General features: G+C 36.9%; 17 protein-coding genes. 2 read left to right on the forward strand and 15 right to left on the reverse strand.

Going from position 1 to position 17,364, the window contains the following annotated elements; genetic code table 11:
• The 8 genes from G4Z05_RS16510 to sppA all read right to left on the reverse strand — a co-directional run.
• On the reverse strand, window positions 1–168 hold a 168-nt coding region (locus tag G4Z05_RS16510), incomplete at its 3' end, for a transposase (RefSeq protein ID WP_477505077.1).
• Window positions 169–292: 124 nt separating this feature from the next.
• Window positions 293–1,486, reverse strand: a complete 1,194-nt coding sequence (locus tag G4Z05_RS06715) for an acetate kinase (protein ID WP_163251111.1) — start codon at window positions 1,484–1,486, stop codon at window positions 293–295.
• Window positions 1,487–2,084: 598 nt separating this feature from the next.
• Window positions 2,085–3,068 carry a class I SAM-dependent methyltransferase gene (locus G4Z05_RS06720; RefSeq protein WP_163251112.1) on the reverse strand — a complete coding sequence of 328 codons (984 nt, stop codon included), beginning with the start codon at window positions 3,066–3,068 and terminating at the stop codon, window positions 2,085–2,087.
• 67 nt (window positions 3,069–3,135) lie between these two features.
• Window positions 3,136–3,636, reverse strand: a complete 501-nt coding sequence (gene tpx / locus G4Z05_RS06725) for a thiol peroxidase (RefSeq protein WP_163251113.1) — start codon at window positions 3,634–3,636, stop codon at window positions 3,136–3,138.
• 194 nt (window positions 3,637–3,830) lie between these two features.
• Complete coding sequence (ytfJ, locus tag G4Z05_RS06730) at window positions 3,831–4,313, reverse strand: GerW family sporulation protein (RefSeq protein ID WP_163251114.1); 483 nt, start codon at window positions 4,311–4,313, stop codon at window positions 3,831–3,833.
• A 72-nt stretch (window positions 4,314–4,385) separates the two neighbouring features.
• Window positions 4,386–5,084, reverse strand: a complete 699-nt coding sequence (locus G4Z05_RS06735; RefSeq protein ID WP_163251115.1) for a DUF2953 domain-containing protein — start codon at window positions 5,082–5,084, stop codon at window positions 4,386–4,388.
• A gap of 87 nt (window positions 5,085–5,171) precedes the next feature.
• Window positions 5,172–5,714, reverse strand: coding sequence for an RDD family protein (locus tag G4Z05_RS06740; RefSeq protein ID WP_163251116.1), 543 nt, complete (start codon window positions 5,712–5,714; stop codon window positions 5,172–5,174).
• A gap of 10 nt (window positions 5,715–5,724) precedes the next feature.
• Entirely contained in the window at window positions 5,725–6,735 is a 1,011-nt protein-coding gene (sppA, locus tag G4Z05_RS06745; RefSeq protein ID WP_163251117.1) for a signal peptide peptidase SppA, read from the reverse strand.
• Between the two features lie 157 nt (window positions 6,736–6,892).
• Between sppA and G4Z05_RS06750 the strand changes: the two genes are divergently transcribed.
• Entirely contained in the window at window positions 6,893–7,693 is an 801-nt protein-coding gene (locus tag G4Z05_RS06750; RefSeq protein ID WP_163251118.1) for an NAD kinase, read from the forward strand.
• Window positions 7,694–7,774: 81 nt separating this feature from the next.
• On the opposite strand, the gene mbcS is transcribed toward G4Z05_RS06750, so the two are convergent.
• The 6 genes from mbcS to refZ all read right to left on the reverse strand — a co-directional run bounded on the left by mbcS (window position 7,775) and on the right by refZ (window position 15,023).
• On the reverse strand, window positions 7,775–9,358 hold the full coding sequence (gene mbcS / locus G4Z05_RS06755; RefSeq protein WP_163251119.1) for an acyl-CoA synthetase MbcS: 1,584 nt from the start codon (window positions 9,356–9,358) through the stop codon (window positions 7,775–7,777).
• A gap of 154 nt (window positions 9,359–9,512) precedes the next feature.
• Window positions 9,513–9,719 carry an alpha/beta-type small acid-soluble spore protein gene (locus G4Z05_RS06760; protein WP_038536720.1) on the reverse strand — a complete coding sequence of 69 codons (207 nt, stop codon included), beginning with the start codon at window positions 9,717–9,719 and terminating at the stop codon, window positions 9,513–9,515.
• Window positions 9,720–9,818: 99 nt separating this feature from the next.
• On the reverse strand, window positions 9,819–11,027 hold the full coding sequence (gene thiI, locus G4Z05_RS06765) for a tRNA uracil 4-sulfurtransferase ThiI (RefSeq protein ID WP_163251120.1): 1,209 nt from the start codon (window positions 11,025–11,027) through the stop codon (window positions 9,819–9,821).
• Window positions 11,024–12,169 carry a cysteine desulfurase family protein gene (locus tag G4Z05_RS06770; protein WP_163251121.1) on the reverse strand — a complete coding sequence of 382 codons (1,146 nt, stop codon included), beginning with the start codon at window positions 12,167–12,169 and terminating at the stop codon, window positions 11,024–11,026. Before G4Z05_RS06770 ends, thiI begins: the two co-directional genes overlap by 4 nt.
• A 260-nt stretch (window positions 12,170–12,429) precedes the next feature.
• Window positions 12,430–14,109, reverse strand: coding sequence for a septation ring formation regulator EzrA (ezrA, locus tag G4Z05_RS06775; RefSeq protein ID WP_163251122.1), 1,680 nt, complete (start codon window positions 14,107–14,109; stop codon window positions 12,430–12,432).
• A gap of 281 nt (window positions 14,110–14,390) precedes the next feature.
• On the reverse strand, window positions 14,391–15,023 hold the full coding sequence (refZ, locus tag G4Z05_RS06780; protein WP_163251123.1) for a forespore capture DNA-binding protein RefZ: 633 nt from the start codon (window positions 15,021–15,023) through the stop codon (window positions 14,391–14,393).
• Between the two features lie 157 nt (window positions 15,024–15,180).
• On the opposite strand from refZ, the gene G4Z05_RS06785 reads away from it, so the two are divergent.
• Complete coding sequence (locus tag G4Z05_RS06785) at window positions 15,181–15,660, forward strand: GAF domain-containing protein (protein WP_163251124.1); 480 nt, start codon at window positions 15,181–15,183, stop codon at window positions 15,658–15,660.
• A gap of 470 nt (window positions 15,661–16,130) precedes the next feature.
• On the opposite strand, the gene megL is transcribed toward G4Z05_RS06785, so the two are convergent.
• On the reverse strand, window positions 16,131–17,315 hold the full coding sequence (gene megL / locus G4Z05_RS06790) for a methionine gamma-lyase (RefSeq protein ID WP_163251125.1): 1,185 nt from the start codon (window positions 17,313–17,315) through the stop codon (window positions 16,131–16,133).
• Window positions 17,316–17,364: the final 49 nt, after the last annotated feature.

Here is a 17,364-nt window from a genome sequence, read left to right on the forward strand (position 1 = left end):
ACTTGGGCGACCACGTTCAGATGAATACATATTCTCAACTAATTTATATATAAATGAAAAATCAATAGCAGCTTCTATCTTACGAACCAAGTGATTTTCAGGAACCAGCTGGTCTAAAGTAATCATTCCTAATTGATCTCGATTTACTTGTGTATTTTTAGTAAGCATTTCAATATCACCTCGATATTCTATGACATAATTATACAAAAAATGTCGACAAAATCCTTTAAAAAAGGATTTTGTCGACAGACTGAAGCAAAAGCCCTCATTGGGCTTTTGCTTATGAAAGAACTTATTTGATTTCTGCTAATCGCACGACATCGCGGGCAATCATAACTTCTTCATTTGTTGGTATTACAAGCACTTTAACAGGTGAATGTGGATAGTTAATAAACGCTTCTTTGCCTCTAACTTTATTTAATGTTGGATCCCAATATACACCCATAAACTCTAGACCTTTTAATACATTCTCACGAATGACATCACTATTTTCTCCAATACCTGCAGTGAAAATAATCGCATCTACCCCGTACATACGAGCAGCATAGGAACCAATATATTTATGGATTCGGTTAGAGAAAACTTCTAATGCAAGCTTCGCTCTTTCATTTCCTTGCTGTGCCTGCAATTCTATATCCCTTAAATCACTTGAAAAACCAGAAACAGCTAGCATTCCGCTTTTCTTATTTAAAACTTCTAAAACCTCATCTGCCGTTTTACCTGTTTTCTCCATAATGAAAGGAATTAATGCAGGGTCAATGTTTCCAGAACGAGTACCCATCGTTACACCAGCAAGAGGTGTAAAGCCCATGGAAGTATCGATTGATTTACCGCCTTGAATAGCCGCAATACTTGCACCATTTCCTAAATGACAGGAAATTAACCGTAGTTGTTCAATTGGACGCCCTAAAAGCTCAGCGGCTCTTTGTGATACATATTTATGGCTTGTTCCATGGAAACCATATTTACGGATTCCATATTTTTCATAATACTCATAAGGAAGACTGTATAGATAAGAGCTCGCCGGCATTGTTTGGTGAAATGCCGTATCAAACACAGCAACTGCCGGAACATTCGGAAGAACTTGTTTAAATGCTCGAATTCCTGTTACGTTTGCTGGATTATGTAATGGAGCCAGCTCTGATAATTCATCAATCTTTCTTAATACTTCGTCTGTAATTAGTACTGAGTCACTAAACTCTTCACCTCCGTGAACAACACGGTGGCCAATCCCTTCAATTTCAGACAGAGATTTAATAATTCCCAAAGTGGTCAGTTTATCTAATAATAGTTTTACTGCTACTTCATGATTAGGAATATCTAATGTTTCCTTTAACTTTTCACCATTGATTGTTATATTAAAAATGGAATCATTGAGTCCAATTCTCTCAATCAACCCTTTTGTAATAACTTCCTCAGAAGGCATATCAAATAATTGAAATTTTAATGAAGAACTACCTGCATTTATCGCGATGATTTTTGCCATTTTGCTAAACGCTCCTTTATATCCATCATTTCCATTTACTCTTTTATTATTTTGTACAAACCGTCCAGGTTTTCTCCCTCAATCATTTAATCATTGTAAAAAAAACATTTCAAGGCATTAATAAAATGGTAGCGCTTACAATTAAAATATAAATGTATTCAAACTCTTTTTATTTTTGTAAAAATACGAAAAGCGCAAGCGCCCTCGGCAGCGACGTAGGGCTTGGAAGTCTCCAACTGAGATAAAGGAAACACGAGGAGCCCAAAGCGAATCGATGTTGACTTATCGTAGGGCGGATACCGAAGGCGTCTCGACGCTAAGGCGCTGGAGCTAGACAGTACTCAAAGTCAATAGATATTTTTTATCTTATTGGAAAAGCGAAAGCCCACTGCTTAGCGGCGCATGACTTCCTCCCAAAAGCCACCGCTTTCGGTCGTGTGATGATTAGGCTAATGCCCTTTCATGAAAAAAACAAAAAGAGAGGATGGGGATTCAATAATGACTGATTATATGGCATAACACCACTATGGTAATTACTCCAAAATATTCCAGAAAAATATTCATTATTACAAAAAAATAACACCGAAAGAATTCAGTGTTATCTTTTGTTCTCTGCAAACCATAGTTCCAATTTGTTTAAGATATTGTCCATCTCGGCTTTTTTTGACAGAGTTGGGAGACTGGCGAGCAATACTTGCTTTGGTGGCTTTACTCCTTCACCTTTTTTCTGCACGATTAAAATGCTTTTCGCTGCATTTTTATTTTTGAACATACTAATTGGCAGTTGAAGTAACCCTTGAATAATTACATTTTCTTTGAAATAATCATGTAACTGTTTTGCCTGTTCACTTTCAAAGAGTCCATTAGGAATGATGAAAAATAAGTAACCGCCTGGCTTCGTATGCCGTATACTTTGTTCCATAAATAAATGATGAGCATAGGAATGTCCACTGCTCGCTTTTAATTGATAAGCTGCTGCACGTAGGTCATTTGGATAATAACCCACTGGCAAATCTGCAACAACCACATCTACAGGTTCAATAAATAGCGGCTCCAAACTGTCCTGATTAAAAAACTGAACCGGTTGCTCCTGTAAATTTGCATTGACATAAGCAAGTTTGATTAACAAATCATCAATCTCAACCCCAATGGCGGAAATATTTTTTTGCAAATGGTTGATTACTGTTAGCAATAGATTTCCTGTCCCAACAGCGGGGTCAAGTAGGCAAAAAGATGTTTCTTTCATGAATCGGTCAACCAGGTAGGCCACTAGCAAGCCCACTGAATCTGGGGTCATTTGATGATTGGGCTGAACATTTTCCTTCATCCCTTTGAGGATAACGAGCTGATAAGCTTTGCGGATTTCTTCCTTTGAAAATTTTTCGATTTGAATCTCATTGTACTGCTTTTGTAGTCTTTTTACCGTTAGTTCACTTAATTCTTCCTGAAGAATGGTTCCTTGAAACAAATTCTCACCTGTTTCGGCTAATGCTTCTAGAAAAGAACAATTCAATTCTTCCTGAAGAATAAGAGCTGTTTCATTAAATAAAGCAAATAATTTCTCAATAGGAGTAATATTCATACGTCCCCTCCTTTTATGTCATTGAAAAAAGACCTCGCCATTGGAGAGGCCTTTTTAATATCAATTATTACTTCGCGTTTTTGGCAGCTTCTAGAGCCGCTTCATAGTTAGGGTGTTCAGTTACTTCATTCACATACTCAACATAAGTCACTGTATCAGAAGAATCAACAACAAACACCGCACGAGCCAATAACCGTAATTCCTTAATCGCTACACCATAGGCTTCACCGAAAGATAAATCACGGTGATCGGATAATGTTTGAACATTTTCAATACCTGCTGCAGCGCACCAGCGTTTTTGAGCAAATGGAAGATCAACGCTAACTGTTAATACCTTGACATTATCTAAACCACTTGCTTCTTCATTGAAACGGCGAATTTCAGCATCACAAACACCTGTATCAACAGAAGGTACAGAAATGATGATACGAACTTGCCCCTTTGTATTTTCTAAAGTAACTTCAGATAAATCATTTGCTAGAACAGTAAAGTTTGAAGCTTTATCGCCTACTTTTACTTCGTTTCCCAGTAAGGTAACTGGCTTTCCCTTAAACGTAACATTTGCCATTTTTCCATCCTCCTTAGTCGTATCAAATATCACAAGTTTTTTAGGTAAATACCTACTCACTTGGATATGTACAGTGTAAATATATCCTGCCAAGAATATTTTTGCAATGATTATGACTTGTGGGATAATCCTACGTTTAACCACATCATGAAAAAAGTTAACCTTCATACCTTTTAGAAGGTTAACTTTCTTTCCTATAAATCTAAATCAAGTTTCGGTTTTTCATGGGATTCAGAACTGTTCTTCTGTTGGGATTGATCTTTTTTTGAGAACATTTGTTGAATCTTATCCACAGCTTGAGGAGCAAGCTCTAGTATTTTCTCATATAAATGAGTGCTTTCATCTAAATGCAGCATTTTAACCCCTTGACTATTCACAATTAAAAAGGCAATTGGAGTAATTGACACACCGGCCCCGCTACCACCGCCAAATGGATGCTTTGATTGCCCTTGGCTTTCTCCTTGCCCTTGTCCTTGGCTTTGCCCCTGATTTTTAGACCCGCTTATATTGAATTCGCTACCCCCAGCAGCAAATCCAAAACCAACCTTTGAAACTGTCAAAATTACACTACCATCAGGGGTTTCCACTGGATCTCCGATGATCGTATTGACATCAATCATTTCCTTAAGGCTTTCCATCGCAGTTGTCATTAAACCTTGTATTGGATGCTCTGACATTGCCGTATCCTCCTATTTCAATTATGATTTTCTTTTTTAGCTAATCAAACCACTGACCCGTTTTCCTATGAATTAACCAGTGGATGAATTCGCTTTGGTAGAAAAATGGGTTTTATTATTGAAGGTCTTTATACTTCCCTTCCAAAATTTAATCATTTTTAATCCTGCTAAAATAGCATGCCCGATTCGAAACTGAAAAATACATGACACCCTTGTCTGAATGACATTAGCTTGAAAATGAGGAGTAATAGAAATAACAGGCATCACCTTTAGTTTAAAATATTGACTTAATAAACCAGTCATATTCCCTTTGATGGACCACAAAACACCCGTTACAATAGCCGTATGGGCTGCATCACCAACTCCGATCATGGTTTGCCACTCAAACTTATTAATACTGATTTTTTGAAGAAATTTTCTAATAATCGTATGTAAATGAACGACTTTTTTAAGCAAAAAGTTTATCCTTCGATAGTTTTCTAAAAAATCGTTTTTGGTAAATTGTTTAACATCGTATTCAGAATTCTCAACATGATCAACGTTTCCCATAGACGACGTGCTTTTTATAATGATACTAGGTGAATTCTCATCAATTTTTACAAGTGGGATTTTTTTCTTGTATCGAATTAATCCGAACCAGATACGAAATTCAATCTGTAAATCATCATTATCATTGTGATGATAATAATTTAGATAAATGGTTAATTTTGTCATCAATAAAAGTAGTAATATAAGTGCAATAACTAAAATAAAAACCAACAACCAAACCAAATTGATTCACAACCTTTCAACCTGCTAGTATGTCCTGTTCGTCAAAAAAATAAACCTATCAACTTATCGTTGATAGGTTTTAATTCTTTATTCAACATGAACGACGGTTGTGTCTGTAAAAAGATCATGTAATCCCTGTTTCTTAGGCATAAAAGCTGTAATAACATATCCCAAAACAACTGTGGCTGAAATAAACCTTCCAATCCATTCTCGAAACAAAACGGTTCCCCAAGTTAATTCCTCAGAATGAAAGTTTACAACCCTTAGTCCAAATACCATTTTCCCTAATGTCTGCTGGAAATATTTAGTCATTAAAACAAAATACAAATAAAAGATGATCGCTGAAGTAATGGAAATAGGCGCAAACATATTATATTCGGTTAAGGAAATATCTAACCAGCGAAAAACTGGATTAATCAACAGTCTTTCGATACTTCCAATTACTAATAAATCAAGTAAATAGGCCCAAAAACGCATCCAAAAGCCGGCATAACGAAATGATTTTTTGGATGAAGGAGATGGATCATGTTCCTGATCTTGACTATATGGTTGTTCAGTTATAGTTTCATGATTCATCTGTGAATCTTCCAAATGATCAAATTGTTCGTTCAATTGGTTATTATTTTCCATGATTCACACCTCACTCCGCATAAAGATACATGAGACGTGGTGAATTTGGTTTAGAGAGAAGTTTCATTAAACCAGTCATTTCAATGTTTTCACCAATCAACTTTTTCGCTTGCATATGGAACAAAGAAGCAAACCCAAAATTTTCAGTATAACGGACAACTTGTGCATCGTTGAGTTTTTCATTTTTCTTCATTTCATCAATGACATCATCCAAATAGCCAAAACCATCAATAAGATTTAAGTCCTTTGCTTGTCGGCCATCATATACACGTCCATCGGCAATCTCTCTCACTTTTTCCTCGCTCATCCCACGACCCTCGGCTATCACTTTTACAAATCCATTGTACGAATTGTCAATCATTTGTTGTAAAATCTTTCGTTCTTCCTCTGTCATTTCTCTTGTAGGACTCATAATATCTTTGTATTCACCGCTTTTAATAGTCACAAATTCAACACCATACTTTTCTGCCAATTTCTCGTAGTTAATACCCTGCATAATCACTCCAAGGCTTCCGGTCATGGTTTCCGGACTAGCATAAATTTTCTTAGCCGCTGTTGAAATATAGTACCCCCCTGAAGCTGCCATAGATCCCATTGATATATAAATAGGTTTCTTCGTTTCCTTCTGGATTTCTTTTAGCTCCTTATGGATTTCAGCACTTTCAACTACTCCGCCTCCTGGTGAGTTTACCTGTATAATGACTCCTTTCACAGTGTTATCTTCTTTAATTTGTTTCAGTTTTTTCATAAACGAGCGATGATTGTAACTGGAATCAGAAAATAGCGCTTCTGTTCCCCCTGTATCTTCGATAACACCATTTATATCAAGGACCACAATTTTCTTTAATTCACTACCTTCTTCTATTACTTCCTCGGTAAATGGGTCCTCTGCAGTAGCCAGAAACTCACTAAAGTCCGTCTCTATGCCTTTAAATGCAAAAGAGGATAAAAAATTGACCAATACAGATACAAAAAATAATGCCGCTGCAATGCCAAGTGCAGCCCAACGTTTTCCACTCATTTGTTTCCCCCATTTCTACTTTTAATAATCAAATATTTCAAATTGTTTCAAAAAAATGATAAACTAAATGAAGACTACTATCATTTTATCAAAAAATTATTTTCCAATGAGTAAAACAAGATAGTTTTTTACATAAATATTACAGGAGGTACAATTTATGCCAGAAAGAAAGAATGTATTTTATTATTATAAACAGGAACCAGAGATTCTCGCAAAGGTAACGCCTCTTTTTGAAGCGACCAAACGCTATGGTTTTACGATTGTAAACGATCACAAACAGGCAAATATTATTGCTAGTATTGGGGAGGACGGAACCTTTCTTCAAGCCGTTCGGAAGACGGGTTTTCGTGATGATTGTTTATATATGGGGATCTCCACGAATAACAGCTTGAACATGTATTGTGACTTCCGAATTGAGGAAACATCCAATATGATTAATGCAATGTTAAATGAACAACTGGAAGTTCGTCGTTATCCTCTTATCGAGGTGTATGTAGAAGGGCAAGGAACTTTTACTTGTTTAAATGAATTCAGTATTCGTTCTTCCATCATCAAGACTCTTGTGATTGATGTATTTGTTGACCAATTGCATTTTGAAACTTTCCGCGGAGATGGATTAGTGGTAGCCACTCCGACAGGCAGCACGGCTTACAATAAGTCCGTCAATGGCGCGATTGTAGACCCTCTTCTTTCATGTATGCAGGTAAGTGAAGTAGCATCTGTCAATAATAACAACTATCGTACTCTCGGATCCTCATTTATTTTAGGTGCCGAGCGCAACCTGACACTTAAGGTCGTTTCAGAAGATAATGATTATCCGATCATGGGATTAGATAATGAAGCATTAAGTATTAAACATGCAAATAAAATTACCATTCAGTTAAGTAATAAAAAATTAAAAACATTAAAGTTAAAAAATAATTCGTTCTGGGAAAAAGTAAAACGAACTTTCCTATAAAGAAAAAAGGGACCATCCAGAAAGTCGAATTTTCGACATCTGGATGCCCTTTTTTATTTTTTAGACTGTATTATGATGGTATTATTTTTTTAGTGCTTGCATTTCTTTTTGACGTAATTCAACGCGGCGGATTTTTCCTGAAGTCGTTTTCGGAAGCTCAGTGACATATTCAATCTTTCTTGGATATTTATAAGGTGCTGTTAAGGCTTTGACATGATCCTGTAGGATTTTTGTTAGGTCTGTTTCTGATTCTGTAACCCCTTCACGCAAGACGACAAAAGCTTTAACAACAAAACCGCGAATCTCATCTGGACTGGCAACAACTGCACATTCCTTTACATATGGATGCTTCACTAAAGCATCTTCCACTTCGAAAGGGCCGATTGTATACCCTGAACTGATGATAATGTCATCGCCCCTGCCCTCAAACCAGAAATAACCATCCTCGTCCATTTTTGCTTTATCGCCCGTTACATAATAATCACCACGGAATTGCATGGCAGTTCTTTCTGGATCCTTATAATAATTTTTAAATAATGCTGGTGTTTCTACATGGACAGCAATATCTCCAACTACTCCAACCGGACAAGGTTTTCCGTTTTCATCAATAATTTCAACCCTATTTCCTGGTGTCGGCTTGCCCATAGAACCCGGTTTTAGTTCCATCCCTTTCGTTACGCCGACAAGAAGTGTATTTTCCGTTTGGCCATATCCATCTCGAACATCGATATTAAAATATTTTCTAAACGTGTCAATGACTTCCCGATTTAACGGCTCTCCAGCAGATAACGCACTATGAAGTTTTGGCAGCTTAAATTCAGCCAAATTATCAACTTTAGCCATTAAGCGATATTCAGTTGGGGTACAGCATAGTACATTCACATCATATTTTTGTAGAAGACTTAAGTATTTCTTTGGCTCAAATTTCCCATGATAAACTAATCCGGTGGCACCAGATCCTAAAACGGAAAGGAACGGGCTCCAAATCCACTTCTGCCAGCCTGGTCCGGCTGTTGCCCAAACCATATCCCCCTCTTCAATACAGAGCCATTTAGCTGCTGCTGTCCGCAAATGTGCATATGCCCATCCGTGAGTATGCACTACTCCCTTTGGATTTCCGGTTGTCCCAGAAGTATAGGATAAAAAGGCCATATCATCTCTTAACGTATCAGCCATTGCGAATTCTTCTGAAGACGCTTTCATTTCTTCATCTAATTGAATCCAGCCGTCTTCCTTTCCGCCGATTGTAAACTTAACCAATTCTTGCTGGGAAGTAATATTTTTAAATTGCTCCACATAAGGATAATAACTAATAACAGCCTTTACGTCCCCGTGAGTAATGCGGTATTGTAGATCTTTCTCCCTTAGCATTTCCGAGCTTGGAATGACCACCAATCCTGCTTTTAGGGCAGCCAAATAAATAACATATGCATCAATTAAGCGCGGTACAATTACTAGGACTATATCTCCCTTTGTTAAACCACTTTGAACAAACACATTTCCCGCTTGATTTACTTGTTTCATTAACTGTTCATATGTAATCTCTTTTGTTTCACCAGCTTCATTTTCCCAAATTAAAGCTTTTTTGTTCGGGTTTTTAGCAAATTTCTCCACCTCTGAAACAAGGTTATACTTTTCAGGTGCAATTAAGTCTTCCCGTTTCATTTTCCGATTCCCCCTAAAATATTTTGTAAACATTATTATTATACAAAATTATTAAAAAATTTTAAATTATTATTCTGAAAAGTACTAATAAAAAATAAAAGAGAGCAGGAATGACAATTCCTACTCTCTGTAGCCATTATTATTCACTTTTTGCTTAACGAGCAAATCCGCCGCCTAATTGTTGTTCAGCCATAGCTACTAGACGCTTAGTAATTTCACCACCAACAGAACCGTTAGCACGTGAAGTTGTGTCAGCGCCAAGGTTTACACCAAACTCTTGAGCAATTTCATATTTCATTTGGTCAAGAGCTTGTTGAGCACCACTAACTAGTAATTGGTTAGAGCTGTTGTTGTTAGCCATCTATACTCACCTCCTTGTGAGTATAGAATGTGTAGAAGCCTCCTGCTTCATTCTTATATAAAAATGGTAATTTTTCGCAATTATTCCGAAAATATACATTTAAAATAAGTCATTTATTTCTTGTCGGATATCACGGTCAGGTCTGATGGTAAGAGTTTCAACTTCCTGCACCGCTTCTTGAATTAACGGTTCAAAATCAAAATAACTCTCGAACTGATTTACCTTATCTCTTCTCGGTTTTGTTTTTGGAGATGAAGGGACAAAAATAGTACAACAATCTTCATATGGACGATTTGAAATGTCTAATGTATTAATTTTATCAGCAATTTTTATAATATCTGTTTTGTCCATTGAAATCAAGGGACGCAGTATTGGAGTATTTGTTACTTCATTAATCGCATACATACTTTCCAAGGTTTGGCTAGCAACCTGTCCAAGACTTTCCCCGGTAACAATAGCTAGGCCGTCTTGTTTTTTCCGAATTTCATCTGTAATGCGCAACATCATTCTTCTTGTGGATGTCATTGAATAATTTTCTGGCACTTGTTCACGAATGGCTTGTTGAACATCTGTGAATGGTACGATATGTAGCTTTATCACACAACCACTAATTTCCGCCAGTTTTTTGGATAAATCAATGACTTTCTCTTTCGCTCTTTCGCTTGTAAAAGGAGGACTAAAGAAATGAACAGCTTCAATTTCCAGTCCCCTTCTCATGGCCAGATACCCGGCAACAGGGCTGTCAATACCACCGGAAAGCATTAGCATTGCTTTCCCACTTGTTCCAAGTGGGAGGCCACCTGCTCCCGGAATGATTTCACATGATAAATATACCGCTTCTTTTCTTACTTCCACTTGCAAATTAATATCAGGATTTTTTACATCTACTCTTAAACCTGCAATATTCTTTAATAAATGGCCTCCAATGGCATGATTCAATTCATCTGTATTTAGTTCAAATGTTTTATCAGATCGTTTAGCTGTGACTTTAAACGTTTTCCCTTGTTTAAACAGAGATCGCACTAATTCAAGGGAAGCATTTTTAATCTCCTCTAATTCCCTTTCAACTTTTATAGCCGGGCTAAAGGACTGAATTCCGAATATATGCTTCAGTTTTTCGATTATTTCTAACCCATTCTCTCCATTTAATAGGACATACATCCGATCACGGCTTGCTTCGATTTTTATGTTTGGAAAAGAGCTTAGTGCCAATCGGACATTTTTTCTGAGCTTATCAATGAACTTATTACGATTTCTACCCTTTAATGATATTTCTCCATAGCGTATTAATATCCGGTCGTAATTCATCTTTTCATTACCTTTCCTAATTGATTTACTGTTTTTTCAATCACTTGAATAACTGTCCTTGCTTCTTCTTCTGTATTTTCAAAAGACAAGCTAATTCTTATTGCACTTTCTGCCAATTCCTCTGCAACACCTAAAGCAAGAAGGGTTTTACTTGGTGATTTCTTTTTGGAGGAACAAGCGCTTGTAGTGGAAACAAAAATATCTTCTTGTTCCAACGCATGAATAAATACTTCTGACTTAATCCCTTTTAACGAAAAGTTGAGGATATGGGGTGCCGAATACTGAATAGGAGTATGAATCTTCAAACCCTCGATTTTATTTAAACCATCTCTTAATAAAGTCTGGATTTTCCTTAATTGTTCTATGCCTTCTTTGCCATTTTCCATTGTTAATCTTAGAGCTTTTGCCATGGCAACAGCACCTGCTACATTTTCTGTCCCGCTCCTTAGTGTTCGCTCCTGATTTCCACCGGAAAATAGCGGATCAATTTTTACCCCTTCACGAATATAGAGAGCTCCCGTTCCCTTTAAGCCATGAAATTTATGTGAAGAAATAGAGCATAAGTCAATCCGGTTATTTTTGAATGATAAAGGAACTTTTCCAATTCCTTGTACCGCGTCTACATGGAAAAGGATATCCGGATAAGCTATTAGCAGTTGACCAATTTCCTCAATTGGTTGAATCGTCCCTATTTCATTGTTTACATGCATGATGGAAATCAATATAGTATCTTTGCGGATCGCCCGTTCAATTTCATCTACTGAAACCCTTCCAGTGTCATCGACAGAAATATAGGTAATTTCGAATCCTTCTTGTTCGAGCTGTTCCATCGCTTTAGCTACAGAAGGATGTTCAATACTTGAGGTAATAAGATGTTTACCCTTATTTCGATTTCTTAAAGCAGCACCTTTAATCGCTAAATTATTACTCTCTGTACCACCAGAAGTAAAATAGATTTCACTCATTTTTACACCTAAAAGCTTTGCCGTCTGCTCCCTTGCCTGAGTCAAAAGCTTCTCTGCTTGTCCGCCAAAGCTATGGAGTGAGGACGGGTTCCCAAAAAACTTACTTGAAACAGTAATAAAGGAATCCAAAACTTCTTTATATGGTTTTGTCGTTGCACTATTATCAAAGTAAATCATCTTCGTCACCTTTCTTATAAGAAAAAGCAAGCTCCCTAGTCGCGGCGTATAGCTCCTACCAAACTCTATCGCTTTTAATTGTACGATTCCTATACCGAAGCCTTAAAAGGTATTTTGCCGTTAAAAGAATAGAGCTGGACAATTCTCAAAATAAAACTAAAAAAGGATCATGTGTGCCGCAATACATCTTACCATAAATTTTATATTTTTTTAAAAAGAAAAGAAAAAACCGATCAAACACCGGTTTTTTCATTATACCTCTACACAATTGTTTTTATTTTCTTTAATACTTCTGGATCGATGCTCTCCAAAGCAGCAGCAGCCTGTTCAATTGCCTCTTGGTATTCATAGCGTCTGAATGCATTTTCTGCCTCTGCCAAACCTTTGGCAACAGTAGGGTATTGACTGCGATAACGATTTCCATATTGAATGGCTCTTTCTGCCAGTACCACATTTTCAATCAATTCATTTGTTGTCTGAACGAGTTTATCTACCGTTAGAACAGCAATTTCCAAGTATTGATTAAGAGCAGAAACATTTAGAGGCTTTTCTTCCAGCTGATATTTCACATTTTGAATACTCTCTTTAGTGTCTTCTATTAAATACTTGTAATCTTCAGGCAATCCCGGTACATTGCTCTTTTTCACAAGGCGAATAGCCTCACTCATTTTTTTAGTTAGTTCAGCTATTTTATCTCTTGCCTCTAGCTCGTCCTTCCTAAGCGCTTGTAGTTTCATGGCAAATGACTGTTGTCCCTCACGGATTAAATCGAGTTGTGCCCTAATCTCGTTTAATTCTTCGCCTATAATGGATTGAGCGATATTATTTTGCTTTACTTTTTCCATTAATATTTCATACCGTTTATAAATAGTCACTAGTTCTTTTTCTAAGTTTTTTAATGTTTCAAGATCATCATCTGTTATTTGATAGCTTTCCTGAATATCCCGTACTTCCATGAAGAGTTTCTTATTTTCCCTTTCGGCTGAAAAAAGCAGGTCTTCTGCCATTTTTTCATTTTTCATCACAAAGTGCTTAGCATGAACCTCTTTTTCTAACAGGTCAAATAAAATATCAATTCTTTGTTTAACCTCTATGATTCCCTCTTCTGCTTGATCAATATCAGACTTTTCAATAAGAAGAAGAATTTCTGCAAGTTTCTCTTCTAAGCGTTTAATTTCAGTTTCGACATGAATGTGCTCTAAATAATACCCTTGTTCCAACATTTCCTTATATCCTTCAAGCACTTCTGTCAATTGATTTGGAATTAGTGACTGACACTCAATTAAAAACTGGGGTATCAAATCCATATGTTTCTTAATGGTTGTGAGTTTACTTTGAATGAAAAGGACTACTTCACGGGCCTCGAGGTAATTACCTTGCTCTGTTTTTTCCTCATATTCATGAAATTTCTGGCTGACCATATCCAATTCAACTTCCAATGCTTTTTCGGATTGGCCAAAGCTATGGCGATGAGCAAGTAATGTTTTCTTCGCTTCCCGATATAATTCTTTTAACCCATCGATTTCAAGCCTGTTTTTCTCCTCGCTGCCAATAAGCTCATGGAGTTCTTCCAGAATTTTATTTATTTGAGTTTCAGTTTCCTGTAATTTATCCGCAATCTTTCTCTGGGCTTCTTTTGCCTTTTTAAATTTATATTTATCTATGTACTCTTCAGCATCAAAAAGCATTTCTTCCAAGTCCGGTAGCTTAACTGTTACCACGTCATCCCATTGATTCCGCCATTTCTCAAATAGCTCTTCCGTTTGTCCGGTCATATTCAGCTGCTTTACCTTGGACATCTCATCCGGAATCGGTCGGCTAAATAAATCAATTTTCCAAGCTTCAAGCCGGTCCATTTCCTTAAAGTATTTTTTCTTTATAAAATATCCTATTACAAATAAAGCAAATAAAAGGATGAATAATCCAATGATATAGATCACGTGAAAGCCCCCTTATGCCGAACAGCAAAATTTGAATCACTATATTTTAACAAATCTATTAGAATCTTTTTCAATGCCTTAATGATACCATGTTAACGACATTTTTTGACTATTAATTTCAATTTTTTTGTCTTTGAAAGTTAAAAATATCATTTTCATCACAATCTTTCCAGCAAAAAAGCACTTCACTCCCAGGATTTAAGGATTCCTGACAGCAAGTGCTTAATTATTTGCTCCTTTTTATTAAGGGGTTGCTGTAACGACGGGGATATTCATCATTCCTATTTAAGGACCGCTTCTCTCTTCCTAGTTATATCTGTACAAAGCATTTTATCAATCCACAAATGAAGATCCTTTAAATATTTTTGTTCGAAAAACTGCTCATTTGGAAACACATATAATACTTCTCTCATATAATGAGTGTTCATAAACGGCATCATCAATAGTCCTTTGAGCTGCGTAATTAAATAGGGTATGGAATGCGGGCGAAACTCATTCCATTCAAATCCTCTTTCAAAAACCTTCTGAAGATAATATTTCTCTTTTAATAAATAAGTAGACATAATTTCCCTTACCATTTGTGAATCCAGCGACATTTCCCTATAGATAAAGCTGGCAAGCTGACTATTCTCACAATGAAAATGCAGCAAATCAGCCGTCATTCGTTTTAAACAAACCATAGCTCCCTTTTCAATAGAAGAATAGGCTTCTTCCATTTTCTTTATATATTGTTCAAAAAAATAAGTAAAACAATATTCCAATAATCCTGCTTTGTTCTCAAAATGATAAGCAATGGTCGCTGAGTTAACTTTTGCCGCACTTGCAATATCTCTTATGGACGTTCCTGTATAACCTTTAGAATTAAATAACAAAATTGCCGCTTTTAATATCGCTTCTTTAGAGTTTTTCTTCATCGGTTTTCCCCCTTTTGAAACACCCATGATCCCCGTAATTAAAAGATTCTTGATTCAATTATTGGAATCCTTTATAAAAATATCGACAAAGTCTGCTCTTTTCCTGCCAATTCTGATAAAATAAACAATAATGATGATGAGAAAAAGGTGAAATATCATGTTTAAAGTCGAAAAATATACTGGTAGTCGTGAAGATGGGTACTCTCTTGTAAAAAAGCAACTTATCGCCCTAATCGAAGATGAAAAAAATCAGATTGCTAACTTAAGTAATGCTTCTGCCTTGTTAAACCAATTTTTAGATCGGATTAACTGGGTTGGCTTTTATCTTATGGAGGAAGAAGATTTAGTACTAGGACCATTCCAAGGGCTTCCAGCCTGCGTGCGGATCCCCATTGGTAAAGGCGTATGCGGAAATGCCGCTTTAAAAAAAGAAACCATTCTTGTTCCAGATGTTCATCAATTCCCTGGCCATATTGCCTGCGATGCCGCAACACAATCAGAAATTGTCATTCCGATGATTAAAAACGGTCAATTAATTGGTGTTTTAGACATTGATTCACCTGAAAAAGACCGTTTTGATCAACTAGACCAAAAATATTTGGAAGAATTTGTTTCTATTTTAGTGGAACATCTATAAGAAGTGCAAAAGCCCCCTGTTCAGTGACGTATAGCCTCCTCCCAAAAGCTATCAGTTTCGGTCGTGCGACGCGGACACTGCCGTAGCCTTCCTTTTGGTGCTCTCCAACTGAGATAAAGGAAACACGAAAAGCCAATGGCGATTCGATGTTAACTCAATCAAAGGGAGGAGACTGAATGCGTCTCGCTGCTAGGGGGCTGGGGCTAGACATTTCTCGAAGTCAAATAAATAGCTTTTTACTCTTATAGAAAAATCATAAGCGCCCTGCTTGTGACGTAGACCTCCTTCCTTGGTCGTGCAATGCTCATGATGCAGTAACCTTCCTTTTGGTGCTTTCCAACTAAGATAAAAAACGAAGAACTAAAGGTGACTCGATGTTGACTTACTTATCGTGTAGTGGAGATCGAAGACCATTTTCATCTCATCAAATACACTTTAATATCTATTAAAAACCTCTCTACAGTCGAGGTTTATATTTTTTCAAGCGCTTGTTCCAGATCATCCTTTAAATCCTCCCATGCTTCGAGCCCAACAGAAAGCCGAAGCAACGTATCGTCAAATCCCATATTCCTACGTTCTTCCTCTGGAACGACTGCATGGGTCATCGTGGCTGGATGCTGGATTAACGTTTCTGCATCACCCAAACTTACTGCAACTTTAATCAGCTTTAACTGATTCATAAATCGTTGGGCTGTTTGTTTTGTCCCTTTTATTGAAAAAGAAAGTAGACCACCCGGTTGTTTCATTTGTTTTTTCATAATCTGATAATCCGCATGGTCAGGATCCCCAGGATAGTATATGGAATCAACTTTTGGATGTTTTTTTAAGAACTGAAATAGTTGGCTAGCATTTTCTGAGTGACGGTCCATTCGGACGGGGAGTGTCTTTAGCCCCCTTAAAAGTAGCCAAGCATCAAACGGAGAAATAATTCCACCGATATCCTTTTGAGTGGTACGTGCCACCCTGTTAATAAATTCTTTATTCCCAACCACAAGTCCAGCGATCACGTCACCATGACCGCCAATATATTTTGTCGCGCTATGAATAACGATATCACAGCCAAAGGAAATAGGATTTTGCAGGTAGGGTGAACAAAACGTATTATCAACGACAACAGGGATTCCTTTTTCTTTTGCTACCTTGGCAACCATTTGCAAATCAACGAGTTTCATCGTTGGATTAATCGGTGTTTCAATATAAATACAAGCCGTATTAGGAAGTATCTCTTTTTCTAATGTCTCAACTGAGTCCATCTGGCTAAAATCATGACTGATTTCATATTTTTCTTTTAAAAGCTGCAAGAAACCAAAAGTACAGCCATAAACCCCTGGTGAACATAGAATATGGTCTCCTGTTTTTGTTAAGGTAAATAATACAGCACTAACTGCAGCCATACCTGATGAAAAAGCAAGTGCTGCTTCTCCATTTTCAAGAGCTGCAACCCTTTCTTCCAATATTTTAACAGTCGGGTTTCCAAGTCTTGAATAAATATACCCATCCTCCAGACCCGCAAATCTTTTTTCCCCCTGTTCAGCAGTGGTAAATGTAAAGGTTGAGGTTTGATACAATGGAGGAACTAAACTTCCTTGATGAAAGGATGAATCATATCCGGCATGGATAACCTCAGTTTCAAACCGTACACTTTTCTTCTTCAATGAAACTCACTCCCCCTTTTTTTGATAACGTTTTCATATCTATAGTATA

Source organism: Neobacillus thermocopriae (assembly GCF_010975035.1).
GTDB classification, from domain to species: Bacteria; Bacillota; Bacilli; order Bacillales; family Cytobacillaceae; genus Neobacillus; species Neobacillus thermocopriae.

Bases quoted from the DNA above. Each gene is read 5' to 3' on its own strand.
- mbcS (WP_163251119.1), bottom strand. From the start codon at position 9,358: ATGAAACGGGAAGACTTAATTGCACCTGAAAAGTATAACCTTGTTTCA.
- G4Z05_RS06715 (WP_163251111.1), bottom strand. From the start codon at position 1,486: ATGGCAAAAATCATCGCGATAAATGCAGGTAGTTCTTCATTAAAATTT.
- G4Z05_RS06740 (WP_163251116.1), bottom strand. From the start codon at position 5,714: ATGGAAAATAATAACCAATTGAACGAACAATTTGATCATTTGGAAGAT.
- tpx (WP_163251113.1), bottom strand. From the start codon at position 3,636: ATGGCAAATGTTACGTTTAAGGGAAAGCCAGTTACCTTACTGGGAAAC.
- sppA (WP_163251117.1), bottom strand. From the start codon at position 6,735: ATGAGTGGAAAACGTTGGGCTGCACTTGGCATTGCAGCGGCATTATTT.
- G4Z05_RS06760 (WP_038536720.1), bottom strand. From the start codon at position 9,719: ATGGCTAACAACAACAGCTCTAACCAATTACTAGTTAGTGGTGCTCAA.
- G4Z05_RS06785 (WP_163251124.1), top strand. From the start codon at position 15,181: ATGTTTAAAGTCGAAAAATATACTGGTAGTCGTGAAGATGGGTACTCT.
- ytfJ (WP_163251114.1), bottom strand. From the start codon at position 4,313: ATGTCAGAGCATCCAATACAAGGTTTAATGACAACTGCGATGGAAAGC.
- G4Z05_RS06770 (WP_163251121.1), bottom strand. From the start codon at position 12,169: ATGATTTACTTTGATAATAGTGCAACGACAAAACCATATAAAGAAGTT.
- thiI (WP_163251120.1), bottom strand. From the start codon at position 11,027: ATGAATTACGACCGGATATTAATACGCTATGGAGAAATATCATTAAAG.
- G4Z05_RS06720 (WP_163251112.1), bottom strand. From the start codon at position 3,068: ATGAATATTACTCCTATTGAGAAATTATTTGCTTTATTTAATGAAACA.
- G4Z05_RS06750 (WP_163251118.1), top strand. From the start codon at position 6,893: ATGCCAGAAAGAAAGAATGTATTTTATTATTATAAACAGGAACCAGAG.
- refZ (WP_163251123.1), bottom strand. From the start codon at position 15,023: ATGAAGAAAAACTCTAAAGAAGCGATATTAAAAGCGGCAATTTTGTTA.